This is a genomic window from Mariprofundus ferrinatatus (assembly GCF_002795825.1).
Lineage (GTDB): Bacteria > Pseudomonadota > Zetaproteobacteria > Mariprofundales > Mariprofundaceae > Mariprofundus > Mariprofundus ferrinatatus.
The window spans coordinates 1,384,254-1,409,772 of record NZ_CP018800.1; the positions used below are offsets into that span (position 1 = coordinate 1,384,254).

24 protein-coding genes are annotated in these 25,519 nt (G+C 54.4%); all 24 read right to left on the reverse strand.

Annotated elements, in window-relative coordinates:
• Positions 1–27 precede the first annotated feature (27 nt).
• Positions 28–1,713, reverse strand: a complete 1,686-nt coding sequence (gene recJ, locus Ga0123462_RS06700; RefSeq protein WP_100265594.1) for a single-stranded-DNA-specific exonuclease RecJ — start codon at positions 1,711–1,713, stop codon at positions 28–30.
• Between the two features lie 266 nt (positions 1,714–1,979).
• Positions 1,980–3,569 (reverse strand): methyl-accepting chemotaxis protein, encoded by a 1,590-nt coding sequence (locus tag Ga0123462_RS06705; protein WP_100265595.1) that lies wholly within the window; start codon positions 3,567–3,569, stop codon positions 1,980–1,982.
• 453 nt (positions 3,570–4,022) lie between these two features.
• A complete protein-coding gene (locus Ga0123462_RS06710) occupies positions 4,023–4,922 on the reverse strand; it encodes a threonine synthase (protein WP_100265596.1) in 900 nt (299 codons plus the stop codon).
• A 13-nt stretch (positions 4,923–4,935) separates the two neighbouring features.
• Positions 4,936–5,994: a threonine synthase gene (gene thrC / locus Ga0123462_RS06715; RefSeq protein WP_100265597.1), complete on the reverse strand. Its 1,059-nt coding sequence runs from the start codon at positions 5,992–5,994 to the stop codon at positions 4,936–4,938.
• 11 nt (positions 5,995–6,005) lie between these two features.
• The gene (locus Ga0123462_RS06720; RefSeq protein ID WP_100265598.1) at positions 6,006–7,328 is read right to left on the reverse strand and encodes a homoserine dehydrogenase; all 1,323 of its coding nucleotides are present in this window, start codon (positions 7,326–7,328) and stop codon (positions 6,006–6,008) included.
• Positions 7,329–7,481: 153 nt separating this feature from the next.
• Complete coding sequence (gene alaC, locus Ga0123462_RS06725; RefSeq protein WP_100265599.1) at positions 7,482–8,660, reverse strand: alanine transaminase; 1,179 nt, start codon at positions 8,658–8,660, stop codon at positions 7,482–7,484.
• Between the two features lie 139 nt (positions 8,661–8,799).
• A complete protein-coding gene (locus tag Ga0123462_RS06730; RefSeq protein WP_100265600.1) occupies positions 8,800–11,781 on the reverse strand; it encodes a PAS domain S-box protein in 2,982 nt (993 codons plus the stop codon).
• 463 nt (positions 11,782–12,244) lie between these two features.
• Complete coding sequence (locus Ga0123462_RS06735; RefSeq protein ID WP_100265601.1) at positions 12,245–12,940, reverse strand: cytochrome c1; 696 nt, start codon at positions 12,938–12,940, stop codon at positions 12,245–12,247.
• A 1-nt stretch (position 12,941) separates the two neighbouring features.
• The gene (locus tag Ga0123462_RS06740; RefSeq protein ID WP_100265602.1) at positions 12,942–14,144 is read right to left on the reverse strand and encodes a cytochrome b; all 1,203 of its coding nucleotides are present in this window, start codon (positions 14,142–14,144) and stop codon (positions 12,942–12,944) included.
• A 33-nt stretch (positions 14,145–14,177) separates the two neighbouring features.
• The gene (gene petA, locus Ga0123462_RS06745) at positions 14,178–14,777 is read right to left on the reverse strand and encodes a ubiquinol-cytochrome c reductase iron-sulfur subunit (RefSeq protein ID WP_100265603.1); all 600 of its coding nucleotides are present in this window, start codon (positions 14,775–14,777) and stop codon (positions 14,178–14,180) included.
• A gap of 274 nt (positions 14,778–15,051) precedes the next feature.
• The gene (gene rpe, locus Ga0123462_RS06750) at positions 15,052–15,720 is read right to left on the reverse strand and encodes a ribulose-phosphate 3-epimerase (RefSeq protein WP_100265604.1); all 669 of its coding nucleotides are present in this window, start codon (positions 15,718–15,720) and stop codon (positions 15,052–15,054) included.
• Positions 15,721–15,766: 46 nt separating this feature from the next.
• Positions 15,767–16,492 carry a DUF1573 domain-containing protein gene (locus Ga0123462_RS06755; protein ID WP_232726390.1) on the reverse strand — a complete coding sequence of 242 codons (726 nt, stop codon included), beginning with the start codon at positions 16,490–16,492 and terminating at the stop codon, positions 15,767–15,769.
• Entirely contained in the window at positions 16,483–16,710 is a 228-nt protein-coding gene (locus tag Ga0123462_RS06760) for a succinate dehydrogenase assembly factor 2 (RefSeq protein ID WP_100265606.1), read from the reverse strand. Before Ga0123462_RS06760 ends, Ga0123462_RS06755 begins: the two co-directional genes overlap by 10 nt.
• Positions 16,711–16,723: 13 nt before the next feature.
• Positions 16,724–17,434, reverse strand: a complete 711-nt coding sequence (locus Ga0123462_RS06765; RefSeq protein ID WP_100265607.1) for a succinate dehydrogenase iron-sulfur subunit — start codon at positions 17,432–17,434, stop codon at positions 16,724–16,726.
• On the reverse strand, positions 17,434–19,230 hold the full coding sequence (gene sdhA / locus Ga0123462_RS06770; RefSeq protein WP_100265608.1) for a succinate dehydrogenase flavoprotein subunit: 1,797 nt from the start codon (positions 19,228–19,230) through the stop codon (positions 17,434–17,436). Before sdhA ends, Ga0123462_RS06765 begins: the two co-directional genes overlap by 1 nt.
• A gap of 10 nt (positions 19,231–19,240) precedes the next feature.
• Positions 19,241–19,600 (reverse strand): succinate dehydrogenase, hydrophobic membrane anchor protein, encoded by a 360-nt coding sequence (gene sdhD / locus Ga0123462_RS06775; protein ID WP_100265609.1) that lies wholly within the window; start codon positions 19,598–19,600, stop codon positions 19,241–19,243.
• A complete protein-coding gene (gene sdhC, locus Ga0123462_RS06780) occupies positions 19,597–19,965 on the reverse strand; it encodes a succinate dehydrogenase, cytochrome b556 subunit (RefSeq protein ID WP_100265610.1) in 369 nt (122 codons plus the stop codon). Before sdhC ends, sdhD begins: the two co-directional genes overlap by 4 nt.
• A 53-nt stretch (positions 19,966–20,018) precedes the next feature.
• Positions 20,019–21,587 (reverse strand): NAD(P)H-hydrate dehydratase, encoded by a 1,569-nt coding sequence (locus Ga0123462_RS06785; protein WP_100265611.1) that lies wholly within the window; start codon positions 21,585–21,587, stop codon positions 20,019–20,021.
• A 50-nt stretch (positions 21,588–21,637) separates the two neighbouring features.
• Positions 21,638–22,087 carry a VanZ family protein gene (locus Ga0123462_RS06790; RefSeq protein ID WP_232726391.1) on the reverse strand — a complete coding sequence of 150 codons (450 nt, stop codon included), beginning with the start codon at positions 22,085–22,087 and terminating at the stop codon, positions 21,638–21,640.
• Positions 22,029–22,424 carry a holo-ACP synthase gene (acpS, locus tag Ga0123462_RS06795; RefSeq protein ID WP_100265613.1) on the reverse strand — a complete coding sequence of 132 codons (396 nt, stop codon included), beginning with the start codon at positions 22,422–22,424 and terminating at the stop codon, positions 22,029–22,031. Before acpS ends, Ga0123462_RS06790 begins: the two co-directional genes overlap by 59 nt.
• The gene (locus Ga0123462_RS06800; protein ID WP_100266528.1) at positions 22,424–23,134 is read right to left on the reverse strand and encodes a pyridoxine 5'-phosphate synthase; all 711 of its coding nucleotides are present in this window, start codon (positions 23,132–23,134) and stop codon (positions 22,424–22,426) included. Before Ga0123462_RS06800 ends, acpS begins: the two co-directional genes overlap by 1 nt.
• 12 nt (positions 23,135–23,146) lie before the next feature.
• A complete protein-coding gene (recO, locus tag Ga0123462_RS06805) occupies positions 23,147–23,818 on the reverse strand; it encodes a DNA repair protein RecO (protein WP_100265614.1) in 672 nt (223 codons plus the stop codon).
• A gap of 112 nt (positions 23,819–23,930) precedes the next feature.
• Positions 23,931–24,842 carry a GTPase Era gene (gene era / locus Ga0123462_RS06810; protein ID WP_100265615.1) on the reverse strand — a complete coding sequence of 304 codons (912 nt, stop codon included), beginning with the start codon at positions 24,840–24,842 and terminating at the stop codon, positions 23,931–23,933.
• Positions 24,832–25,509, reverse strand: a complete 678-nt coding sequence (rnc, locus tag Ga0123462_RS06815) for a ribonuclease III (protein ID WP_100265616.1) — start codon at positions 25,507–25,509, stop codon at positions 24,832–24,834. The genes era and rnc overlap by 11 nt, the downstream gene beginning before the upstream one ends.
• Positions 25,510–25,519 lie beyond the last annotated feature (10 nt).

Consider the following 25,519-nt stretch of genomic DNA (forward strand, 5'->3'; position numbering starts at 1 on the left):
ATCACACCCTTTGATCTCAGACAGAAGTTAGGCTGAGGAAATAACATCCTCAACGACGAACTGTACGGCACCATTGCCGCGCCACTCATCCTTCTGCAGTTGCCCGATCACCGAGACGGTCAGCCCAGGCGCAATCGCATCGCCCATACCGCCCGCACCGAATACAATACCGTCGATCCAGTGGCTTCCGTCGGTAAGCTTCAGCCGTGAAACACCACCTTTGAGGTCACGCCGGTCGGCGATATGGAGGTTCTCGACCAGCCATGTGCAGGCGGGATTGCCGCGCCCAAGCGGCTCGAATCTGGAAAGACGATCGGCCAGTGCGATATGCATCGCTGACAGGCCAAGCACGCCATCCACCGCCTGTTGCATGTGATCGGCAGCATTTTCACCCTGCTCCTCGACCACCCTCTCGAAGGTGGCGGCAAATGCCTCCCATGCACCCTCTTTCACCGTGCCGCCGCCGGCCCCTGCATGGCCGCCAAAGCCCTCCAGATGCGCGCCACAGCCGTTTAACAGCTCTCCGACATGGTATCCCGGCCTGCCGCGCAGAGAAACCCTCACAGCGCCGTCAGGCGTAACAAAACCGACCGCAGCAGGTTTGCCGTGTTTCCGTGACAGCCTGCCTGCAGCCAGCCCCACCACGCCGGCATGCCAGCGTTCATCATACACGGCCAGTACACTGGAATCGGCCAGTTTGGCTTCGGCCTGTTTAAACACCTCGGCCTCCACCTGCCGTCGCTGTTTGTTGGTTTCATCCAGTTCGGCAGCAAGCGCTGCAGCCTCATTCGCATCATGGGTTGAGAGAAGTCGCATTGCCGCTTCACCATGCTGCAGGCGCCCTGCCGCATTGATGCGCGGTGCCAGATAGAAACCTATCGTTTCAGCCGTTACACTCTTTTTCACCCTGGCAACATTGAGCAGCGCCTGCATGCCGACCGATGGGGCACTGTTGAGCTTGTTGAGCCCATGATGAACGAGAATGCGGTTCACGCCGACAAGGTTCATAACATCGGCGATTGTTGCCACAGCCACGCGATCTAGCAGCAGGCGCAGATCGAAATCGGGGCGTACTCCCCTCTCTGCCAGCAGTTTCCAGACCGCCATCAGCAGGAAGAATGCAACGCCGGTGCCGCAAAGCTGGCGGTCGGCAAAACCGCAGTCGCTGCGAGCCGGATTAAGCAGTGCAAAGCAACCGGGAAGTGTCGCCTCTGGCAGATGGTGGTCGGTAACGATCAGGTCAAGACCCATGCGAGTTGCTTCACTGCAGGCATCAAAACAGGTGGTGCCGGTATCGACGCTGATACCGAGATGAACGCCTGATTCGGCAGCCTCGCGCACCGGTTCCACGCCGATGCCGTGCCCCTCGTCAGCGCGGTGCGGAATCGAAAACGTGACAGTTGCGCCTGCCGCTTTCAGCGCCTCGACAAGGATCGCCGTGCCATTGACACCGTCGGCGTCGAAATCACCGAAAATATGGATCGATTCACTACACTGCACAGCATCGGCTACGCGTGCGGCAGCTTTTGCCATATCGGTCATTGCAAACGGATTGGGAAGATCAGCAAGCCTTGGCGAAAAGAACGGATCCGCTTCGCTGAGGCCGCGGGCAGCAAGAAGTCCATCCCACGCAGTCACCGGATCATCGGCAACAAGCGATCCGTTGCGCCAGATCAGTCGAAAGCCTTTGGCTGTTCTCCCCTCAGGCAGCATCTATTCCCACCTCTCCAGTCTAGCTGCCAGAGGCGATTCACTTTCAGAAGAGCAGAATTTAAGCCCGGTGCTGCCAATAAAGTTTATGGTAGCGCCGGGCTGTTTGATGGTATTTACAGCGGGCATTTAGGAATACAACTCTTGATCATGGTGTGTTCGCAAGACTCTCCTGCTTTCACCATCAAGACAACCTGTTATCCCAAGAACATTCTCAAACACCACATATCATAGTGATCAGCCGGATCGTAAAATAGCGCCTATGACTTCTAGGCATCAGCCTCCATGCGCTTATCCCAGAACTGTTCGGACAGTACCTTGAGTTCCTGAGCCAAATCATTGAGGGAAACACTCGATGCTTCAGTCTCAGTGGAAGCCTCCATATTACTTTCGGAAGCATTCCTGATCGAAAGGACGCTTCTATTAATCTCTTCAGCTGCAGAGCCCTGTTCATCAACAGCTGCAGCAATCTGGGCATTCAGTTCATTGATCATATTAACCGAAGAGGCGATAGCTGACAGAGAATCGGCCACTTTTTGCGACTGCTCTACCGTATCGAGAGCCTGCTTCTGACCCACTGCCATTTTATCCGCAGCTGATTTGGAGTGCCCCTGAAGCTTGCTGATCATACTCTCAATCTCAACGATTGCTTCCTGCGTATTGGTAGCCAGGGTTTTCACCTCATAGGCAACCACGGCAAAGCCCTTGCCTGCCTCACCGGCACGGGCCGACTCGATGGTTGCATTCAAGGCAAGCAGACTGGTTTGTGTGGCAATCTCGCGAATGAGCGTAAGGATGTTGGAGATTTCATCACTCTCTTTTTCCAGGTCTTTGATTACTCCGGCAGACTCTTCCACCAGGGTCGCCAGAGCATTAATTTTACCTGTGGCCTCATTAACCGTCTGCCTGCCAATATTTGTCTCCTCGTTTGCCTTGTGAGCAGCTTCGGATGCATTCTGGGCGTTGCGCGCCACCTCCTGGATGCTGGATGTCATTTCAGTCATGGCCGTTGCTACAAGATTGGTTTCAGAGAACATCGATTCAAGACCCTGATGACTCTGATCCACCGCATGTCGAAGCTGTCCAGAGTCTCCGGCAATCCTATCTGATGAGTCTGCCATACGCCCGACAATGCCACCGCTTTCTGATTCCAGCATTTTCATTGCCAGCATGAGCTGACCCATATCATCCCGTCGACCGGTATAAACATATTGCATCACCTTATTATCTATCACCTTGCGGGATGCAGATACGAGTTTTGCAAACGGCCATGAAATGGCATAAATCATCACGGCGGACAAAAGCAGGCCAGTGCCAAAAGCCTGCCATGCAGCAGATGGATCAATACCCTCAACCAGATGGAAAAGCAGAGCATAGAGCACAACGGCCATAGCCAGAATCAGTCTTGTCCTGAGCCCCGGTACCGGAATGTTGAAATACCATGGAAGAGAGCCTGAATAGATCTTCTTATAGAAGCGCTCGGCCCGATTAACAAGCTTGCGATCCGGCTTGCGCCGCACTGACTGATACTCAGAGATAACACCATTCGTCTTGATCGGCGAAACATAGGCATCAACCCAGTAATGGCTGCCATCCTTGCAGCGGTTCTTGACGATGCCCATCCATGACTTGCCTGATTTGATCGTGGCCCAGAGATCTCCGAAGGCCAGCTCAGGCATATCGGGGTGCCTTACAACATTATGGCTTTTATTGATCAGTTCACTTTTTTCGAAGCCACTGATATCAAGAAAGTCATCATTCACATAGGTGATAACTCCCTTAGCATTGGTTGTAGAGAGGATGCTTGCCTTGGCATCATAATCTCTCTCCTGCTGGTTAACCGGAAGGTTTTTTTTCATAAGTGCCCTCTTCTATGTATTAGTTTCATCATGCTTATTTCCAACATCATCAAATATGGTATCGGCAACAATTGCTCTTCCATTAGCCGAAACAGCATTCGGATTCAGCTTACTTGCCACATGTAAAGTGTTCCAAGCAGGTTTAATGCCATGGCACATCTAAATCTGGACATCAGGGAATTTGAAAAATACGGGTATTACAAAACCACGAAGAGTGGGCTCCATCTGGCATGGTGATGTTACTCTTTCAGGAGTGGTTCACATTCAATATTCGGGAAAACGGCTATCTCAGAGCCGAGATCACCCTCAACAACAGCTAAAAGAGATCATATCAGCGGCTTTTAAAACAACATGGGTCGGCATGCATCATGATTGCTGAAAGGTTCCCGATAAGCATGGCCTGCCCTTTCAGACAACACCCACAGGCAATGGTTGGGCAAGATTAATTAATAGTTAAAGCCATGCTCGTGCATATGCCAGCAGTTCGGACTCAGGCTTCGACGACTTAGGGGAGCATAAAACCGCCCCTATCCTTGGCAGTAACGATTTCGTTAAAAGCAGTGCATACCCCTCGCCTGCCAAAACCACATGCTTGGGCAGTGGCGAACTCCCCTTCAGCAGCCCCTCCACGCGTTCTGCTTCGCTGATAATGACTGCGGCATTACGGCCATCAACCATGGCTGCGAGGTGCGGATTGCGTGTCGCCACCCCGTAGTTTTTTTCCTCCGGGTTTTGCGGCCATGCAACGGGATTCGAGAACCAGAGGCCGCTTATTTCCACTTCACCTGCCTGCCGCTGCTCCGGCTGCTGCTGGTGCAGAACCATCTGAATCTCGGCGATCAGCCGGTTGAGCCGGCCACCATCCGCCCCCTCGTGATGACGGTTCGGCATCGCTTTTCCGGAGATGGCGGCAAAGGAGAGTGGATTGGCATCAAGTGGTTCCTGGCAGCCAAGCAGCAGTGCCGCACCATGGTGGTGCAGACTCATCCCCTCTTCGCCCAGCAACGGATTGAGTGTATCGCAGAGCCATGTTGCGTCAGCCTCAGACCATGTGAAAAGCCCTTCAGGATAGAGCCGAACCGAATCACGGCCCAGCATGGCGTGATACGGGGTAACACTCCAGCACTGAGAGATATTATCGGACAGATTATCAACCCTGCCGGCGAGCAGCGCTGTTGCATCAACACCCTGCAGCAGTGCATACCATTCGACAGGCGTGCGCTCAGCGCATTGGAACCAGACCTTCTTGCGAGAAGTCAACTGCTGCTGCCACAAAAAAAGATCAGGATGGAGCGTGACTCCATCCTGATTTGAAATAAACGCCTGAGTAATAATCAGCAGCGAAGGCGTCATCGAAGTTTCCGAATCAGGACTCCAGAACCCTGCGCACCGCATCTTCGGTGGCATCGATGGTGACCGGTGATGCAACGCCCTTCATTGCGGTATCGGGATCCTTCAGTCCGTTACCGGTCAGCGTGCAGACAATGCTCTGACCCGGCTGGAAGTAACCGGCCTTGTTGAGCTTGATAATGCCGGCTACCGATGCCGCAGAGGCAGGCTCGCAGAATACACCTTCGAGGCATGCCAGCATGTTATATGCCTCGAGAATCTCCTCGTCGGTCACCATATCAATGACACCACCCGACTCATCGCGCGCAGCCTCAGCCTGCTTCCATGAAGCGGGCTTGCCGATTCGGATGGCGGTTGCGATCGTTTCAGGATTATTCACCGGGTGCCCCAGCACGATGGGGGCAGCTCCAGCAGCCTGGAAACCGAGCATCTTCGGAAGGTTTTTGGAGACACGCTTTTCGTGGTACTCCTTATAACCCATCCAGTAGGCGGTAATATTTCCGGCATTGCCGACCGGCAATGCGTGGAAGTCAGGGGCAAAGCCGAGTTCATCGACAATTTCAAACGATGCGGTTTTCTGGCCCTGAATACGGTATGGATTGACAGAGTTCACCAGCGAGATCGAACCGTCAGCGGAGATCTCGCGCACCAGCTCCAGCGCATCATCAAAGTTGCCGCGAATCTGGATCACCTTGGCGCCGTAACGCATGCCCTGGCTCATCTTGCCGAGCGCAATCTTGCCATCGGGGATAAGCACATAGGCCTCCATACCACAGTTGGCGGCGTAGGCGGCAGCCGATGCGGAGGTGTTGCCTGTGGAGGCGCAGATGATCTTGCGTGAACCGCTGTTGTAGGCCTGGGTCACCGCCATGGTCATGCCGCGGTCCTTGAACGAGCCGGTCGGGTTCAGACCCTCGAACTTGAGGAAAATCTTCAGTTCGGGATTGATCGCATTGCGCAGGTTATGCGACTCATGCAGCGGGGTGTTGCCCTCATAGAGTGTGATGACCGCATCATCCTTCTCTATAGGCAGAAAAGCGCGGTAACGGTTAATGATTCCTTCATATCGAGGCATTTTACCCTTCCTTAAGCGACAGCTGATTCTTTTCTGAGAATCAGCACATCTTCTTCTACGGCATCAAGGCCGGTAATGCGACTGACCGCCGCCTGCAGATTTCCTTCGGTTGTCTCGTGTGTCATCATGACAATCGGGACGGTGTTGCTGGCATGGCGCTCTTTCTGGATCAGCGCCTCCAGGCTGATGCGGTGATCAGCAAGGATCGAGGTGACCGCGGCAATCACGCCCGGCTGATCCTTCACCATCAGGCGAATGTAATATTCACAGACGGCATCTTCGATCGGCATGGTCGGTATTTCGCGGCGAGAACTCTCCACAAATCCCATCGGTGGCGCCAGATGGGCAATGCCATCCGGAAAACCACTTGTGATATCCATGATATCAGCCACAACAGCCGATGCGGTCGGGCGCTCGCCGGCACCGCGGCCGAAATACATGGTGTGCTCAACAAAGTCACCGGAGATCTGTACGGCATTATAGGAGTCGGATACCTGTGCAATCTGCGAATCGACAGGAACAAGTGTGGGATGCACACGCATCTCCACCTGCTGCAGTTCACCGTTGGCATGCGGCTTGGCAATACCGAGCAGCTTGATGCGATAACCCATCTCATGCGCAGATGCGATATCGGCAGCAGTAATCTTGCTTATGCCCTCGGTATAGACCTCGTCGAACTTGATCTTCGAACCAAAGGCCATGGCGGCCAGAATCGATAGTTTATGCGCGGTATCGATGCCCTCGACATCAAAGGTGGGATCGGCCTCGGCATATCCGAGCGCCTGCGCCTCTTTCAGCACATCCGCGTAGTCGGCCCCCTCGTTCTCCATCTTGGTAAGGATAAAGTTGCAGGTGCCGTTGAGAATACCGTAAACCGATTCGATGGCGTTGGCCGCAAGACCTTCACGCAGCGCCTTCATGCAGGGAATGCCGCCACCTACAGCGGCCTCGAAACCGATCTGCAGACCCTTGGCTGCCGCCAGCGGAAAAAGCTCCTCACCATGCTTGGCAATCAGCGCCTTGTTGGCGGTAACCACATGCTTGCCATGCTCAAGTGCAGTCACCACAAAGGTACGGGCCGGCTCATATCCGCCGATCAGTTCGACCACCAGATCAACATCATCGGCAGTTACAATTTCGGATGCATCACTGCTTAAGCGAACACCGGAAAGATCGAGTCCGAAATCACGGTCCAGAACACGATCAGCGGCAGCCACCAGTCGCACCTGCTTGCCGAGGCGACGGCTGATCAGATCCTGCTGTTCTATCAGAATACGGGCAACACCGATACCGATCGTACCCAGTCCCAGCAGCCCTACTCTCAATTCAGTCATCTATTCTCTCCAATCTACTTTTCAGCGAAGCGTACCTGACGGGAGAAAACTCCCCCACCGATGCATGGCGGCTTCAGCAAGCTTCAAGAATTGTGCGAAATTCGTGAAGCGCTCAAGGCCCGGGGCATGATGCTCCGGGACCGTATCTGCAAATCAGCCGCCAGCGCTCAGGAACTGTCGCATGCCTCGCAGTGCCTGCCGTGTCCGGTGCTCGTTCTCAATCAGGGCAATACGAACGTAGTGATCTCCGTAATCGCCAAAACCGATTCCCGGTGAGACAGCAACCCCACCCTCTTTAAGCATGCGCTTGGAAAACTCAAGCGAACCCATCGCCTTAAACTCGTCGGGGATTTCAGCCCAGACAAACATTGACGCCTTCGGCTTCTCAGCCATCCAGCCCATCTGGTGCATACCATTGATCAGCACATCCCTGCGCGACTGATACATGGCACGAATCTCATCCACGCAATCCTGCGGGCCGTTCAGTGCTGCGCAGGCAGCAATCTGCAGTGGCTGGAAGGTACCGTAATCGAGATAGGACTTGATCTTGGCAAGTGCGCCGACAATTTCCCTGTTGCCCACCATGAAACCCATACGCCAGCCCGGCATGTTATATGTCTTGGAGAGCGAATAAAACTCGACCGCCACATCCTTGGCGCCTGGCACCTGCATAATGGATGGGCACTGGTAACCATCGAAGGTGATCTCTGCATAAGCAATGTCTGAGATAACGATAAGATCGTTTTCGCGGGCAAAATCGACCAGCTTCACATAGAAATCGAGGTCGACCACCTCGGCAGTCGGATTGGAGGGAAAGTTGACCACGAGGATCTTCGGCTTCGGCCATGAGTCCTTAACCGCCTTCTGCACCTCTTCAAAATAGTCACGTCCGGGTCCCATAGGAACATGGCGGATATCGGCACCGGCAATGATAAAACCGTAGGGGTGGATCGGGTAGGCGGGATTCGGAGTCAGAATCAGGTCGCCGGGACTGGTAATTGCCACAGCCAGGTGTGCCAACCCCTCTTTCGAACCGATGGTGGCGATCGCCTCCGTCTCGGGATCAAGATCGACATCGAACTTGCGCTTGTACCAGCCACAGATTGCCTTGCGAAGCCCGGGAATGCCCTTGGACATCGAGTAGCGGTGATTGCGTCCGTCCTGCGCTGCTTCACAGAGTTTATCGACGATATGCTGTGGTGTCGGCTGGTCAGGATTACCCATGCCGAGATCGATAATATCCGCACCAGCATGGCGAAGCTCCATTTTCAGCTGGTTTACAACTGCGAACACATAGGGTGGAAGGCGTTTGATCTTTTCAAATTCGCGCATGAATAAGGTTTTTTCTCCGCTGGAAGGTGGCCCGTAAAGGGTTGCTGAGACTACGAAGCAGGCCGATTACGGTCAAGGAAGGGAAAAACCGCCATCCCCATCCATGGATCTGACCCAAACCTGCAGACGGGAACACCCCTTATGAGTCAATCTGCTCCCGGATAGCATTGCTCAGCTTCACAATACTGTACGGCTTGGAAAGAACCACATAGTCGTCCGAAGGCATTTCACCCTTCAATGTTTCATCCCTGTCATATCCGGTGGAAAAGAGCACTTTAGCATCAGGGTTGAGTGCTTTGATGCGTTCGACCGCCTTCACACCACTAAGTCTGGGCATCACCACATCCATGATAATGACTGCAATCTCCTGCTGCTTTGCAATATAGGCATCGACAGCCTCAAGACCGTTTGAGGCCTCTACTACCCGATAGCCTATACTCTCCAGCACCTCCCTGCTGGTCTCCCGTATTTCGGCATTGTCATCGACAACCAGAATCAGTTCATCCTTGCCGGAAACAGCTTCCCTGATTTCATCAGAAACGACCTGGATCGTTTTCTCCTCCAGCAGTGGCAGGTAGATATGAAATGAACTCCCCTTGCCAATCTTGCTCTCCACTTCGAGCATGCCGTGATGGCTCTGGATCGCCCCATATGCCATGGAGAGTCCAAGCCCGGAACCCAGGCCGACCTCCTTGGTGGAAAAGAAGGGCTCAAAGATATGCTCCTTTTCGGCATCGCTGATTCCACACCCATTATCGGCAACGATCAGGTGGGCAAACTGTCTGCTTTCAATATCGGGATGGCGGCCGGCAAACCTTTCATCGGCAATATACTCTTCAATCTTCAGCGTGATCATCGGATCATCAATGCCGGCCACGGCATCCCGGGCATTGTTCAAGAGGTTCATCAGCACCTGCTGTAACTGCGTGGCATCACCGTTGACCACCAGTTCATCGTTGCAATAGTCACTTTGGAAGCTGACATTTTCGGGAATGCTCGCCTTATGCAGTTTTGCCACCTCTTTAACAAATGAGGTCAGCCCGAAAGGCTTCATCTCGATCCGCCCTTTTCTGGCAAAGACAAGCAGCTGCTTGATCATCTCAGCAGCACGGAAGCTGAGAGCTTCAACCGCATCAAGCTTCCTTACAATCTCCGGAGAGCCTGCGAGGCTCCGTTTAATCAGGTAGATATTGCCGGTCATACCTGCAAGCATGTTGTTGAAGTCATGGGCAATGCCGCCGACCAGGGTTCCCAGCGCCTCCATTTTCTGGGCCTGCCGGAATTTCTCCTCCAGCAGTTCATGATCTGTCATATCCTGCTGGATGCCGACATAGTGGGTAATCTCCCCCGACTCATTCAGAATCGGTGAGATTGTCATCATTGCAGGGTACTGGCTGCCATCCTTGCGCCGGTCGATGACTGCATTGTGCCAGATATTGCCGCTCGAGATCGTTGCCCACAGCCGCTTGTAATACTCATCTGTCTGATTGCCGCTCTTGAGGACCCTGGGATTTTTACCCAGCACATCTTCCGCTGCATAGCCCGTGATTCGGGTAAATGAGGGGTTCACGTACTCAATATTTCCATGCCTGTCTGTAATAAGGACAGATTCACCGGCCTGTTCGGTGGCCTGTGAAAGCTTACGCAGCATTGCTTCGCGCCGCTCTTTTTCCATGACAAGAGAAACCAGCCGCGAGGCATTTCTGATCTCATTCATCTGATCACTGTCCGGAGCAGCAGAATGATCAAAATACATCGCGAAGGTACCAAGCACTCTCCTGTCATGCCCGAAAATCGGCTCTGACCAGCAGGCACGCAGATGATGATGCAGTGCTGCATCCTTGTAATCGGCCCACAGCGGATCGCTGGCGATATCTTCAACAATAAACTGCCTGCCCAGATAAGCCGCACTACCACAGGAACCGGCACCTTCCCCGATCTTCATACCATTGATCGCTTTGCAATATGCTTCCGGCAGGCTTGGGGCACTACTATGAAACAGCTGATCGCCCTGCAGCTTCAGAATGGATGCTTTCATCTCAGGGTTGATCTTTTCATACATCAGGCAGATCGCATCCAGGACCTTCTGCTCCGGCTCCGCCAAGGCGATCATCTCGAGGATTTCGGAGGTTCGTCTATTAATAAACTCTGCGCGTACGCGTTTGGTCGCATCATGAACGATCGAATACAGGAGCCTCCTCTTGTTCCATGCGATGGGGCCGGAGTGCACCTCCACATCCCTGACCTCCCCACTTGCGAGGCGATGCTTGAACATGAAGTGGGTGCGCTTCTCCGATCTGGCCAGCGCCATCTCCTGTTTCACCTCTTCCTTTGAAAGGGTATTGATGTCGGAAATATTCATGGCCAGCAGCTGCCCCCTGCCATAGCCGTAAAACTCCTCAGCAGCGCGGTTCACCTCGACAAGGCTGCCATCATCAGGATCTATCACCAGTTCAACGCTGCGGTTGCCTTCGAAGAGTTCGCGAAAGCGCTCCTCGCTCTCAACAAGTGCCGCGGCATTGAACTCGCTCTGCATCCGCAGTTCGATGTTTTGCCTGAAATTGAGATGGATTCTGCCTGCACTCACCAGCACCACAATCAGGAACAGAAACAGCATACCTGCCATGGCATAGGACACTTCTGAAGCACCCATAAAGAAACGGACAATAAGCGGGACAAGAGAGAGTAGTATAAAGCTGAATACCGGTAGTCGCAGCGGTGACAGCGAGGTCACTGAACCGGCGCACATCCCCCCGATAATAAACGCCAGAAACACCTGATGTACGAGGGATGCTTCACTGAACAGCAAGAGCGATGCGCTGCCCCACATCAGGCCGGCAGAAGCGGCACCGATATTGAAGCCGATATTCCACTTGGCTACTTGATCAGGGCCCGGCTGAGCCTTATTGAACTTAAGCGCCATAGCCAAACGGAAAGATGTGACGATCAGGATTACAGCCAGCCAGGATCTCAACAGCAGCGGATCTGCCACACGCCATTCAACAAAAGCCAGCACTGCAGCATTGATAAACGTTGCAAAAGCGGATGCAGGCATGGCTGCGTAGAGCAGCTTAACCTGCTCGTGCTTCAGCAATCTTAGCCTGTCCAACTCACCATCCATGGCTTACCACCCATCTACTGCATGGTTTTCAATCTCCTTTCACATTGAAAGCTTGCAGCCAGAAAGAACGAGATAATACAGCGAAATATCATTAAAATAAAACAATTACCACTCATCGCATTACTTCACGGGCAATCTGGACTGAAGTGGCAGTTGAAACAGCACTGATAAAGTGCAGGTGATTTACGTTATGCTATAATGGCAGAATCTCATGTTGATGACTGGAGGCAACCGAACCATGGAAAATTTCTGGTTAAGGCGTTTCCAATTGATACTCGCCATTCTGCTCGTACTGCTGTTACTGGTCACAAGCGAAATCCTGACAGGGTGAACCTGTTCTGGCCTTGGCTTTGCTGACTCACAACGAATATATACCAAATACCCCGCCTTCAAGGCATGTATCACACAATAAAAAAGGCCCGCCTATTGGCGGGCCTTCGATTTATGCTGCTGACTTTTCAGATCAGTGTTTCTTTACGTCTTTCCAGACTTCCACCTTCAGGCGCCAGAGCACCAGCGTCAGCAGGATCAGGAAGCCCATTACCCAGCAGCCAATGGCACGACGGGTGTTCTGGTGTGGATCACCGACCAAGGTGAGGAACGCAGCAACATCTTCTGCCTGCTGCCTCAGCTCAGCCTCATCGGCTGCATCATGATCAAGCCATGATAGCGGATCCGGCATCGCGATACGGTTACCCGGGAATACCTTATTCCAGTTACCGTCCGGAACCTTCCCTTCAGGGTCGTGCTCATAAGCAGTCAGCAGTGAGTAGACATAGTCTGCACCACCACGACGGCCCGGAACGATCAGTGAAAGATCAGGCGGAGCCTTACCATAGGATACCACAGCATCTTCGATGGAGAGATCGGAGATCATGCCACTCATCAGTGACTTCTCACCACGCAGTTCATCCACCTCTTCACGCGTAAGGCCGATTTCAGGGTAAGCCATCAGACCACGGTAGGTCAGATACTTTGCTGAGTGGCAGCCCATGCAGACATCGGTGAATACGGTCAGGCCGCGGCGAATCTGCTCCTGATCGGTTGTATCAACATTGGCATGCTCAAGGTGAGCGCCACCACCACTGGCCACGGCCTGTGTGGAGAAACCCATCACCGCTGCAGCAATCATTGCCATCAAGAATTTAGTCATTTTCATCTTAAATCCCCTCCGGCAAAGGCTTCGTCTTTTCGAATTTCGGCAGGAACGGCAGAGCTACGAAGAAGAGGAAGTAGTATGCAGTGGCAATCTGGCCGACAACCTTCAGCGTAGCTGTTGGAGCCGAATGACCGCAGTAGCCCAGCACAATCACATCAACGAAGAACATGATGACCATGATCTTGTAGACAGGACGGTATCGGGCCGAACGAACTGCAGAGCGGCAGAGGAACGGCAGCACGAAGAGGATCGCAAGCGATGCTCCCATTGCAGCCACACCAAGCAGCTTACTCTCGAACGAACGCAGAATCGTGTACCAAGGCGTCAGGTACCAGACCGGCGCAATGTGCGCAGGCGTCTGCAGGTTGTTCGCAGGCACGTAGTTATCCACCTCGATGAAGTAGCCACCCATCTGCGGATTGAAGAATACGATGTAGCAGTAGAACAGCAGGAAGAACGCTACGCCGAATGCATCCTTGATGGTGTAGTAAGGATGGAACGGAATCTGCTCTTCAGGCTTGTGCAGATCGATGCCCTCAGGGTTGTTGGAGTGAACCACATGCAGCGCATGGATATGTCCGCCAACAATCGCCGCCAGCAGCAGCGGGAAGAGGTAGTGCAGCGAGAAGAAGCGGTTCAGTGTAGGGTCACCTACAGCAAAGCCACCAACCAGCAACTGGCCGATATACTCACCGAGCACCGGAATCGCACCAAACAGGTTGGTAATCACCGTTGCACCCCAGAAGGACATCTGGCCCCATGGCAGCAGATAACCGAAGAATGCGGCACCCTGCATAATCAGCAGAATCACAACACCGATGATCCAGAGCAACTCACGCGGACTCTTGAATGATCCGTAGTAAAGACCGCGGCCGATATGCATATAGACCACAACAAAGAACATCGAAGCGCCGACCGCGTGCATATAGCGGATCAGCCAGCCGAAGTTCACGTCTCGCATGATACGTTCAACCGAATCGAATGCGACGGTAAAACCGCCGAATGTAGCTTCAGCCGATGGCTTGTAATACATCACCAGAAAAATACCGGTCAGAATCTGCAGTACCAGCACCAGCAGTGCCAGGGAACCGAAGTTCCACATGTAGTTCAGATTCTTTGGTGCCGGATACTCCGTCAACTGAGACTTGATGATCGCCTCAGCACCAGTTCGCTTGTCAATCCAGGCGAACAGCTGTGTTTTCATAATTTTATCTAACACTTTTTCCCTCCCCCTGAATTAACCGATCACCACAGTGGTGTCGGATGTATATGTATATGGCATCACATGCAGGTTATGCGGTGCAGGTGATCCGTTAATAACGCGCGCTGAAATGTCATAGTAGGAACCATGACACGGGCAGTGCCATCCACCCGGCCAGTCGGCAGGAACCGAATCACCCCAGTCCTTGCGCCCTGCGCTCGGCTTAAATAATGGAATGCAACCCAGATGCGTGCAGCTTGCAACTACGATAAGGTACTCCGGCTTGATTGCGCGGTACTTGCGTTTCTCAGCAGTATCCATCCACTCAGCCTGAACCTCGGCAATCGCCTCTGAATTGGCATCTTTTAAACTATCGTCGTGCCCATCCACCTGTGCCAGCAATTCAGCTGTACGGTGAACAACAAATACAGGCTTACCCTGCCACTGAATAGTGACAAGCTGTCCCGCTTCAACAGTCGATACGTCAAACTCTGTCTTTGCAGCCGCCAGTGTATCCGCAGCAGGCAGCATGCTGCCTATAAACGGTACCACGGTTCCGGCTGCAGCTACTGCACCCAGGCCTCCGGCAGCAACATAAAGAAAGTTACGACGCGACTGATCTGCTTGATCTGTCATAGAACCCCCTCCCTATTTTTCAGATAAATCTAAAGGGTGATGACTATCAGCCCCTCAATATCCGGTCAACCCCTGATACTAACAGGATCTCCGGATTCTGGAAGATAAAATGAGAAAATAAAAAGGCAAGCCGCACAAACCACAAGCCGTGCAGGGTTACCCTGAATTCGGATCCCCGATGAGTAAAAGAAAAGCCCGCTACTCGTAGTACGAGTAGCGGGCTTCAATGCTTACGAACCCAACCTTTCAGGAAGGAGAACGTATCAGAAAGTTGTCAGCCCTTTTCGGCCAGATCCCTGATATCCTTGATTGCCTTGGCATAATCCGGTGCATTGTAAACAGCCGAACCGGCCACGATCGCGTCAGCTCCAGCGCCACCAACCTCGGCAGCGGTCTTAACATTCACACCGCCATCAACTTCCAGCCACGCATCAGAACCGGCATCGTCGAGCATCTTACGCGCCTCACGAATCTTTTCAGTGACCGCATGAATATAGGACTGACCACCGTAACCCGGGTTCACACTCATCAGCAGCACCAGATCGGTGCAGTGCAGTACATGCTTGATGGTGGAAACAGGTGTAGCCGGATTCAGGCTCACACCCGCCTTTTTACCGTAGGAACGGATCAGCTGCAGGGTGCGTTCAAGATGGGTACACGCCTCCTGATGCACGGTAATGATATCGGCACCGGCATTGGCAAAGGCCTCAACCTGCGTATCAGGATGGTTGACCATCAGATGCACGTCGATCGGCTTGTCGGTATAGCTGCGGATCGCCTTGCAGATATTGTCACCGATGGTAATCGGCGGCACAAACGAGCCATCCATCACATCGAAATGAATCCAGTCAGCGCCAGCTTTGTCGACAGCAGCGATCTCCTCACCCAGACGAGCGAAATCGGCCGACAGGATGGACGGTGCAATTACAGTATCTTTTTTCATGAAAAGGCCCCCTTCTTTGAGAGGCCGGAAAATAGCGATTTTTGCTCTATTCGTCCAGCTTCGATAACCAGTCGCTCAGTGCATTGATCTGCTTATCAGTGAGCGGACCACCTGCATGCGTGGCAAATCCGGGCATATGTTGTGAGCCTGTACCGTTGGCAATCAGGGAGGCCAAAACATCCTTCTCCCGGATATGTGCGATGGCCGGTGCTACCCCCCCCATAGCCCCTTCGCCATGGCACATGGAACAGACAGCCGCATAGATATCAGGCCCCTTCACCTTGCCGCTGGCCGGTTCAAAATGGCAGGCACCGCACTTGCCATCGAAGATCGAACGCGACGTTTTACCCATATGCGGATTGGGGCGCACTGTAAGTGTAAGCCACGCCTTGCTGGTTCTTCCCTCTGCATCGGTAAGAAGCACCCACTTTCTGACATCGTCCAGCTTGGCAAAGGTATCGATCGACACCCTAATGCGGGTAAAATTGCCCGGCATAATCAGGCGCTCCTCGGGCTCGGCCACGGAGCAGCCGCAAGAGGTCTGCACATCGGCAATCTGCTGCATCGAGTCGCCGGAGTTGCGCACCCGCAGGTAGACAACGGCGTCATCACCTTCCCTAACCGCACCCATATCGACATGATCCGGTTCAAACAGCAGCAGAGAGGCTGCAGCTTCGGGTTCAACCTCGGTGGCAGGCTTCACCGCCTGCGTGCAGGCGGCCACGAATATGGTCAGCAACAACACTGTTACAGCACGAATATTTACCTGCACAACCACCTCTCCAGCGCTTTCGGAATCTCGGATCTCCCCGCCATCATGTTCTGCAATTCGGGCGGTTCGCATTTTAGCAGCATCTCGATGGCATCCAAAACCCGCACATCATCCGTCTCCGCCTCCAGCAACGGAGATAGCCATGCATCAAGCTCAAGCATTCCCTGCCTGTTCAAGCGGTAACGCATACGGCGAAGCTTTAACTCCGTCTCACCCATAGGAAAGCTGATATCAGGATTTTCGCGCCAAGAGCTTGCGCTTGATATGGTCGATTGCCGCTGTCGGATTCAACTCTTTCGGGCATGCCTCCATGCAGTTCATGATCTGGTGGCAACGATAGAGGCGGAATGCATCCTCCACCTGATCCAAGCGATCACCCGTAGCCTCATCACGTGAGTCGATAATCCAGCGATTGGCGTGCAACAGTGCTGCAGGGCCCAGGAAACGATCGCCGTTCCACCACCAGGACGGGCAGGAAGTGGTGCAGCAGGCACAGAGAATACATTCATAGGAGCCATCCAACCGTGCCCGGTCTTCGGGCGACTGCAGTCGCTCATGCTCAGGCACCGGTGTAATGGTCTGCAACCAGGGCTGAATCTGGCGGTACTGGTCGAAGAAGTGATCCATATCGACAACCAGATCACGAATCACATGCATCGACGGCAGCGGCCGCACATGAATCGGCTGCTTCAAACCTTCGATGGGGGTAATACAGGCAAGCCCGTTGACACCATTGATATTTAGCCCATCTGAGCCGCAAATGCCCTCACCACAGGAGCGGCGATAAGTGAGCGTCCCATCCAGTTCCCACTTGATGTAGTTCAACGCATCGAGCAATTTCATACCAGCGTTCAACAAGGGCACCTCAAACGACTGCATATGGGGCTCGCCACCCTTTTCAGGGTCGTAACGGAATACGGACAGCCTGATCATCTCAGCCATCAGTAAACCCTCTTTTTCGGCGGGAAGGATTCGATGGTCATCGGTTTCATCCGTACCGGCTTGTAATCGAGCTCAACCGCATCATCCCTGATACTGGCCAGCGTATGCTTCAGCCACTTCTCATCATCGCGTTCAGGCCAGTCATCACGCGCATGGGCGCCGCGCGATTCGGTGCGTGCCAGCGCTCCGGCGGCAGTAACGCGTGCCAGTGCCATGAGATTCTCCAGCTCCATCGCCTCGATCAGTTCGGTATTAAACAGCCGGCAACCATCCTCGATATGGGCTTCCGACATCTCTTCAGCAAGTGCCTCGATCATCTCAACCCCTTCACGCATCACACCCTCAGTACGGTAGACGCTGAAATGGTCGGACATGATCGACTGCATGCGGACACGCACATCGGCAATCCTGGGGCCGCTCTCACTCCTGCCGATCGAATTAAACCAGCGTTCAACCCGCGCCACGGCAGGCTTCCAGCAATCGGGGTCAAGCGGAGGATGATAACGGCGCTGCTTCAGGAAACCGTTCACCCGCTCACCACAGGCATGGCCAAACACGACAATCTCAAGCAACGAGTTGCCACCCAGGCGATTGGCGCCATGCACCGATGCACATGCGGCCTCACCAATCGCATAGAGTCCCGGCACCGCCACTTCCCCATCCCCGCCGCAACGCACGACTTCGGTATGGAGGTTGGTCGGAATTCCACCCATGGTATAGTGCATCGTAGGCTGCACCGGAATCGGCTGCCTCGTGCAGTCCACACCGGCAAAACGAAGCGCCAGTTCGTGAATATTGGGCAGCCGTTCCATAATCAGGTCTTCGCCCAGATGATCGAGTTTCAGCAGGACATGATCCTTTTTCGGTCCGCAACCGCGGCCGGCGCGAATCTCCAGCGCAATAGCGCGCGACACCACATCGCGACTGGCCAGGTCCCTGGCAGTCGGCGCATAACGCTCCATAAACCGCTCACCTTCAGAGTTGAGCAGGTAACCGCCCTCTCCGCGCACCCCCTCGGTAATCAGCGGACCGACATCGGCAATGCCGGTGGGATGAAACTGGAAGAACTCCATATCTTCCATCGGCAGCCCGGCATCCAGCACAAGTGCACCGCCATCGCCTGTACAGATATGGGCATTGGTGGTCACCTTGAACACTCGCCCTGCGCCACCGGTAGCCAGAATCACGGCCTTGGCCTGGAACAGATGGTAGCCGCCACCTGCAATATCCCAGGCCATCACACCGTGACAGCCGTCATCGTCGGTAATCAGGTCGAGTGCGAAATACTCCTCATAGAAATGGGTGCCGGCACGCAGATTCTGCTGGTAGAGAGTATGCAGGATGGCGTGTCCGGTTCGGTCGGCTGCCGCACAGGTGCGTGAAGCCTGACCTCCCTCGCCAAACTGGCGCGACTGCCCTCCGAACGGACGCTGGTAGATTGAGCCGTTATCAAGACGCGAAAACGGCACCCCCTGATGCTCCAGTTCGCGCACAATGCGTGGAGCTGCACGGCACATAAACTCAATCGCATCCTGATCCCCGAGATAATCGGAACCCTTGACCGTATCATACATATGCCACTGCCAGTGGTCGGATAGGACATTGCCGAGCGAGGCATTGATGCCGCCCTGTGCCGCCACAGTGTGGGAGCGGGTCGGCAGCACTTTGGTCACAATGGCGACGCGGTGTCCGGCATCGGCAAGCTGCAGTGCACAGCGCATGCCGGCGCCACCTGAGCCGATGATCACCACATCGTGAAAGTGGTTGGTTACCTTCTCGTTTGAGAGATAGGTCATCCGAACCTCCTCACGCCCAGGCCCAGATCAGTGCCAGCCACCAGACGCCAAAGCCGGTCATAATCACCAGCATCGCTCCGATCAGCGGCACGCGCCAGAAGATACGGTGTACGTAATCTTCAAGAATCACCTTGAGCCCCATATAGGCGTGCACAATCAACGCCAGGATCAGCAACGTATGCAGAACCCTCGAGTAGATATGATCGATAATATCAAGCAGAGCCTGCTGATCGAGATTGCCACTGTAAACGGCGGTAAGAAGATAAAAAGGAAGCGGCAGCAGCAATAGCAGGACCACAGCAGAGAGCCTCTGCCAGTACCAGTCGGAGAGACCGCTGTGTGCCGCCCCCGGCTCCTTCACCGTCCTCACAGAATCACCGCCAGTATCACAGCGGCAACTGCAGTTATCCCGAGCACCACAAAGGCACTGGAGCGGAGGGCTGAGCGACTCTCAAACCAGCCCGTATCGATAGAGAGAAAACGAACACCGTTTACAAAGTGATAGACCAGTGAGACACCCGCAACCCAGAGAAACAATTGACCCAGGCCTGAATGCAGCCACGCGGAGGTGGCTTCAAACTGCTCACTGCTGCCGGTCATGCCACGCAGAAGCCATAGATAGAGTGGAACAAAGAGAACCAGGACAAGGCCACTGGCACGGTGTGCAAGGCTGGCGATCATGGTCGGATGCCAGCGATAGATACTGATGCGTGGAGAGAGTGGACGTTCAGCCATAATCAGGTTGCTGCCGCATGAAATAATTTTGAGATCACCAAAGCGTGTCGCAACTACTTCTCCTTGCCATCACCCCTTTCAAGATTCTGGCGCATTACAGAAACAAGCTTAGCCAGTTCGCCGGGAAGATACCACCCCTCCAGTGACCCTGCCTTTCCATGCAGCGCCACACACGATGAGATAAGCTCGGCAAGTGTGGCCCCATCCCCTTTCTTGCGTGACAACTGGGCTCCGATCATGCCGGCAAGCACATCGCCTGAACCCGCAATGGCCAGCTGAGGTGAACCAAACGGATTCAGATAAATATCACGTTCGGGAGAGGCAACCAGTGTTTCAGAACCTTTGAGCACAACCCAGCATTTGTAGCGTTGAACCAGTTCAAGCACTGCCCGCTTACGATCATCCTGAACAGTTCCGACATCCTTACCCAGCAGGCGGGCAGCCTCACCAGGATGCGGCGTTATCACTGTCAGTGCAGCCCGAGCGGCCAGCTTCTCCTGCAAAGCAGGGGTAAATGCAATAATATTAAGCCCGTCCGCATCCACAACCAGCGGCTTGTCTGTATCCAGCAATGTGGAAAGCAGTTCGCCGCGCTCCCTGCCCCAGCCGGGTCCGGCCACAATGGCATCTCCTCTCTGCCAGGCTGTGGATGACTCCGGGTGCGTCATCACTTCAAGGTTTGCCGCGGCAATGACCGGCCATACATCTTCTGGACATGCGATACTGGCCAGACCTGCACCGGCAGCATATGCCCCCAGTCCGGCAAGCTGCGGAGCACCGGTAAATCCGGGCGAGCCGCCGAAGATCCAGACATGCCCGAAAAAACCTTTGTGCGAAAGCCGCGGACGCGGCGGCCAGGCAGTATTCAGGTAAGTATCATTAATAAGACAGGTACTGTTCACACAGAAACAGTGATCTTCGCTCTCATCACAATCACAGGTATCACGCCATGCAGCCTGAATGGCCTCATCGCTGATGCCGATATCAGCCACTTCAAGAAGCCTGCCTGTATAATCGCGTCCGTCTAAAAGCCAGTGCCCCCACTTGGAAGCGGCAATGGGCAGCGTAACATCAGCCTTCACCGCAGTACCCAGCACACTTCCACTATCCGCACAGATCCCGGTGGCAATATCGATACTGAATACAGGCCTGTCACAGGCATTGATTCTGGCGACCACTTCAGCCATGAATCCTTCCACTGGCCGGCCAAGGCCGGTGCCGAAAATGGCGTCAATCACGATAGATGAGCGACCGAGCCAGCGCTCCACCTCACCGATAGCCTCATTCGACAGAGACTCTCTGACCTTCACGCCGCTCTTGATGGCTTGCACGGCATGTTCTTTGGCATCGCCAGTGAGTGAGTCAACGGGGACGAGCGAAACAACGGTTACTGGAATCCTGTATTTACGCAGATGGCGGGCTGCAGCAAAGCCATCGCCGCCATTATTGCCGGGGCCGGCAATGACAACGATACGGCTGTAATCGGGTATACACTTGAGTGCTGAAGCGGCAACTGCACGGCCGGCCCTGTCCATCAGATCAAATCCAGACAAGCCTGATGCTATGGTAATCTCATCCGCTTTGCGCATCTGAGCGGCGGTTAAAATCCTGGTAATTCCCATTCATACCCCCTACCCCAAGAGTTCCCGATCAACAGCTCCCTCTTAAGTTTTTACTCGCGTTCTAATAGCCCACGCTCTCTTTTCCAAAGGGCAGCTGTCAATAGCAAAGCACCCGTGATATCAGCCAGCCAGTCAAAGAGACTGGCGTCTCGACCGGCGATGAACGACTGATGCCACTCATCGGTCGCGCCATAGATAGCGCAGAACAGCAGCGTCAACAGCGCCAGTTTTGCATGGGTTGAAATCGCGCCGACGGCAGCGCTCCAGAAGAAAAATGCCATCAGGGCATATGCCAGGGCATGAATAAACTTATCCTGCCAGCTGAAAAGATCGGGAACCGCCACCATGGATCGGTCGGAGAGGTAGAAAATCAGGCCACAGTAGCAGATCAGTAATAGAGCCCAGGCCGCTCTTGAGTACCTTCCCTCCAAAGCTGCATCCCTATGCAATATTTCCAGCACCCTCGGCAATGGCAAAGGCCATGGCGATGCCGTCATCATCGGTTAACGAGATGTGAACAGTCTCGATACCGAGAGTCTCTGCAATACTGGCTGCAGCACCATGCAGAGAGATTTCCGGCTTACCTGAGGCAAGGTGTACCGTTTCAATATCCTGCAATCTGACACCCCGCCTGAAACCGGTTCCCAGCGCCTTGGATGCGGCCTCTTTGGCGGCAAACAGCATTGCCAGCCGGCGTACGACATTCCCTTTGGCATTGGCCTGCTCGATCTCGGTTTCGCTATAAACGCGCTGCACGAAGCGATCCCCGAACCTCTCGACTGAAGCAGCAATGCGGGCGATCACCACCCGGTCGGTACCGATGCCGATAATCGCCATCAGCGAACCATCACCGCCCTGAAATCAGCCACCGCCTGCTGTAACCCCTTAAAAATCGCATCGGCAACAATGGCATGGCCAATATTGAGCTCTTCGACTTCGGGAATTGCACAGATCGCAGGTGTATTCTCAATCGTCAGTCCATGGCCGGCATGCACGATCAGGCCGATATCACTGGCAAGCTTGGCGCCATCGGCAAGAGCAGCCAGCTCTTTGGCCTGCGCTTCACCCGAGTAGTTCGCGTAGTGACCGGTATGCAACTCCACCACCGCAGCTCCGATCTCGCGACTCGCCCTGATCTGCTCAGGGATCGGGTCGATAAACATCGAGACGCGAACACCGGCAGCTGACAAGCGCGCAACTGCAGGAGCCAGACGCGCCTTGTGCGCAACCACATCAAGGCCGCCTTCGGTGGTCAGCTCTTCGCGCTTCTCCGGAACAAGGCAGCAGGCGGCAGGCCTCAGTCGTTCACATATCGCCACCATCTCATCGGTTACACCCATCTCCATATTCAGGTGCAGACCTTCGATAGCGGCAAGCCGCTCCATGTCGTGATCCTGAATGTGTCGGCGATCCTCACGCAGGTGTGCAGTAATACTGTCGGCACCACCGGCCATGCAGACAGGCACCGCATCAAGCGGATCGGGATAAGCGGTTCCGCGCGCCTGCCGGATAGTGGCAATGTGATCGATATTTACACCCAGATGAATCATAAACCTTCCCTAACACTTAAAACTGTCTGTCGCCTTGACGCCATGCTGTTGCAGGATCAGGCGAATCATCTCGCGCCACCTTACAGCATTCTGCTCGGAGAGCAGCACACGCTCGCCATGCATCAGCGCCGCAATCGACTTCCTGAGACCTGCGGATATTTCCATACCTTTGCCGCATGCGCTACAGAGCAGATGCCCCTCACTCCAGTACATGCTCCCCTCCACATGGACTGAACAGAGCCAACAGTGCGACATATCCCCCAACCAGCCGGTCTGCTCCAGGAGCTTCCATACAGCGGCGGGAAGCGGCTGCTGACTGCAGGATGAGAGCACTTCAAAGCCAGAGTTCAACTCATTGAAACCGTGAAGGTCCCCCTCCTGAAACAGCCGCGAGGCAATGGCGACAAGCTCCTGCCCATCCAGAACCTGCGCCGGATTCAGCAGAGCTCTGCCCCTGTTCACGTCGGTGAGTGTACCCATGCCGCTTCTGCCAGGATGCCAGCTGATCTGCAGTTCATAGAGCGGTTCAAGGGTGGCCCGAAAACTGCTTTTTGGGCGTCTGGCCCCTCTCGCCATCAGAGCGATACGGCCGTGCTTCTCGGTGAAAAAGTGGCATATCAGCGATGTGTCGCCATAAGGGATTCGCCTGACCAGCAGCGCCTGATCTGTCGCTTCACTCATTGTCAGATATGTCGAGAGGCTTCATTTCTCTCTGCTGAGATGAAATAAATTCGTGGTTATACTTGGTTTACTGAGTTCACCCACCCATGAGCAGGAGTTTCTGAGCTTCAACCTAGGACTCACTTCCAAGGCCAAGATCCATCAGCTTACCCGGATGATCGAACCAGTCCGCATCCACCTTGGCCCAGAGATTAAGACGAACGCGGCAACCGAGAATCTCCTCAAGGCCCATACGCGCCCTGGTGCCCACCGCCTTCATGCGCTCCCCGCCTTTGCCGATCAGCATCGGCTTGTGTCGCTCGGAACCGACCAGAATTACAGCATCGATCTCAATCAGGTCATCGGCCTCCTCGAAGCGCTCGATATCAACGGCTGTCTGGAACGGAATCTCCTGATGCATGGAGAGAAACACCTGCTCGCGTACATATTCGGCAGCAAGCTGGCGCTGGCTCTGATCGGTAAACCAATCCGGATCGTAGATCGCCGGCTGCTGAGGCAGGCACTTCGTCAGCTCCTTGAGCAGCTCATCGGTCTGGGTCCCTTTTCTTGCGGATACCGGCACATAGGCCACCGCACCCGGATCAAGACGCTGCGTCTCCAGCAGGCGGGGCAGCAGCCTGTCCTTGTTGGCCTTATCCACCTTGTTGAGCACGTGAATACGCGGCTGCGTAAGCCTGCCGTCGGCAAAGCGTTCGATCAGCATGCGGGTACCGACATCCATCGGTTGGCTGGCATCCTGCATGATGGCCAGCACATCGGCCTCTTCGGCTGCCGCATAGGCGATGCGAACCATATTGCGGTTAAGCTGTTTGGAGCCCTTGTGAATACCCGGCGTATCAACGAATACGATCTGGCGCTCTTCATCGGTAAAGATACCGAGAATGCGATGGCGTGTGGTCTGCGGCTTAGGCGTCACAATCGCCACCTTGGCCCCGATGATCCGGTTCATCAGCGTCGACTTGCCAACATTAGGACGCCCTAGCAGTGCTACTGTACCACAATGAAAATCGCTGTTACTCGTCATTCAAACTACTCCATGCCTGCTCGGCAGCTTCAATCTCCGCCAACTTCTTGCGCCCGCCACTTCCGCTACCGCTCACTTTTCCCTGCACCAGGCAGACCGCCTCAAAACGGGGGGTTACACCGACCCCATTATCCTTCAATTCATATTCCGGAAGACCCCAACCCCTGGCCTGAGTCAACTCCTGCAGCCGGCTCTTGGCATCGCGTGTATCCACACGCCCGATACCAACGATCAGCGGTTTCCATGCCGCCTTCACCACTCTGCGTGCAGACTCCCAGCCACCATCCTCAAAAACGGCTCCGATCACCGCCTCAACTGCGTTGGCAGCAATAGATGGCGACTTGATCCCCTGTTTGCTCTTTTCACTGTCACCGACAATCAGATGTGGAATCAACCGCCATGCTGCAGCCACCTCCAGCAGGCTCTCACGCCTGACCAGTGCTGAACGCATGCGTGAGAGGTCGCCCTCCGCTTTTTCAGGAAAGGTGTCATGCAGGAATTCGGAGATCACCAGCCCCAACACTGCATCACCGAGAAACTCGAGTCGTTCCATGTGCTGAACCTGCATGGCAATCGATGCCGAGCGGTGTGTCAGGGCACGCTCTAAAAGGGACCTGTCTGAAAAACTGTATGCAACCCTCTTTTCAAGTGATTCTGCATTATTCATCACGATTTCA

Coding starts and splice junctions, on each gene's coding strand:
- recJ (WP_100265594.1), bottom strand. CDS start 1,713: ATGCTGCCTGAGGGGAGAACAGCCAAAGGCTTTCGACTGATCTGGCGC.
- Ga0123462_RS06705 (WP_100265595.1), bottom strand. CDS start 3,569: ATGAAAAAAAACCTTCCGGTTAACCAGCAGGAGAGAGATTATGATGCC.
- Ga0123462_RS06710 (WP_100265596.1), bottom strand. CDS start 4,922: ATGACGCCTTCGCTGCTGATTATTACTCAGGCGTTTATTTCAAATCAG.
- thrC (WP_100265597.1), bottom strand. CDS start 5,994: ATGCCTCGATATGAAGGAATCATTAACCGTTACCGCGCTTTTCTGCCT.
- Ga0123462_RS06720 (WP_100265598.1), bottom strand. CDS start 7,328: ATGACTGAATTGAGAGTAGGGCTGCTGGGACTGGGTACGATCGGTATC.
- alaC (WP_100265599.1), bottom strand. CDS start 8,660: ATGCGCGAATTTGAAAAGATCAAACGCCTTCCACCCTATGTGTTCGCA.
- Ga0123462_RS06730 (WP_100265600.1), bottom strand. CDS start 11,781: ATGGATGGTGAGTTGGACAGGCTAAGATTGCTGAAGCACGAGCAGGTT.
- Ga0123462_RS06735 (WP_100265601.1), bottom strand. CDS start 12,940: ATGAAAATGACTAAATTCTTGATGGCAATGATTGCTGCAGCGGTGATG.
- Ga0123462_RS06740 (WP_100265602.1), bottom strand. CDS start 14,144: ATGAAAACACAGCTGTTCGCCTGGATTGACAAGCGAACTGGTGCTGAG.
- petA (WP_100265603.1), bottom strand. CDS start 14,777: ATGACAGATCAAGCAGATCAGTCGCGTCGTAACTTTCTTTATGTTGCT.
- rpe (WP_100265604.1), bottom strand. CDS start 15,720: ATGAAAAAAGATACTGTAATTGCACCGTCCATCCTGTCGGCCGATTTC.
- Ga0123462_RS06760 (WP_100265606.1), bottom strand. CDS start 16,710: ATGGGTGAGACGGAGTTAAAGCTTCGCCGTATGCGTTACCGCTTGAAC.
- Ga0123462_RS06765 (WP_100265607.1), bottom strand. CDS start 17,434: ATGGCTGAGATGATCAGGCTGTCCGTATTCCGTTACGACCCTGAAAAG.
- sdhA (WP_100265608.1), bottom strand. CDS start 19,230: ATGACCTATCTCTCAAACGAGAAGGTAACCAACCACTTTCACGATGTG.
- sdhC (WP_100265610.1), bottom strand. CDS start 19,965: ATGGCTGAACGTCCACTCTCTCCACGCATCAGTATCTATCGCTGGCAT.
- Ga0123462_RS06785 (WP_100265611.1), bottom strand. CDS start 21,587: ATGGGAATTACCAGGATTTTAACCGCCGCTCAGATGCGCAAAGCGGAT.
- Ga0123462_RS06790 (WP_232726391.1), bottom strand. CDS start 22,087: ATGATGACGGCATCGCCATGGCCTTTGCCATTGCCGAGGGTGCTGGAA.
- acpS (WP_100265613.1), bottom strand. CDS start 22,424: ATGGCGATTATCGGCATCGGTACCGACCGGGTGGTGATCGCCCGCATT.
- recO (WP_100265614.1), bottom strand. CDS start 23,818: ATGAGTGAAGCGACAGATCAGGCGCTGCTGGTCAGGCGAATCCCTTAT.
- era (WP_100265615.1), bottom strand. CDS start 24,842: ATGACGAGTAACAGCGATTTTCATTGTGGTACAGTAGCACTGCTAGGG.
- rnc (WP_100265616.1), bottom strand. CDS start 25,509: ATGAATAATGCAGAATCACTTGAAAAGAGGGTTGCATACAGTTTTTCA.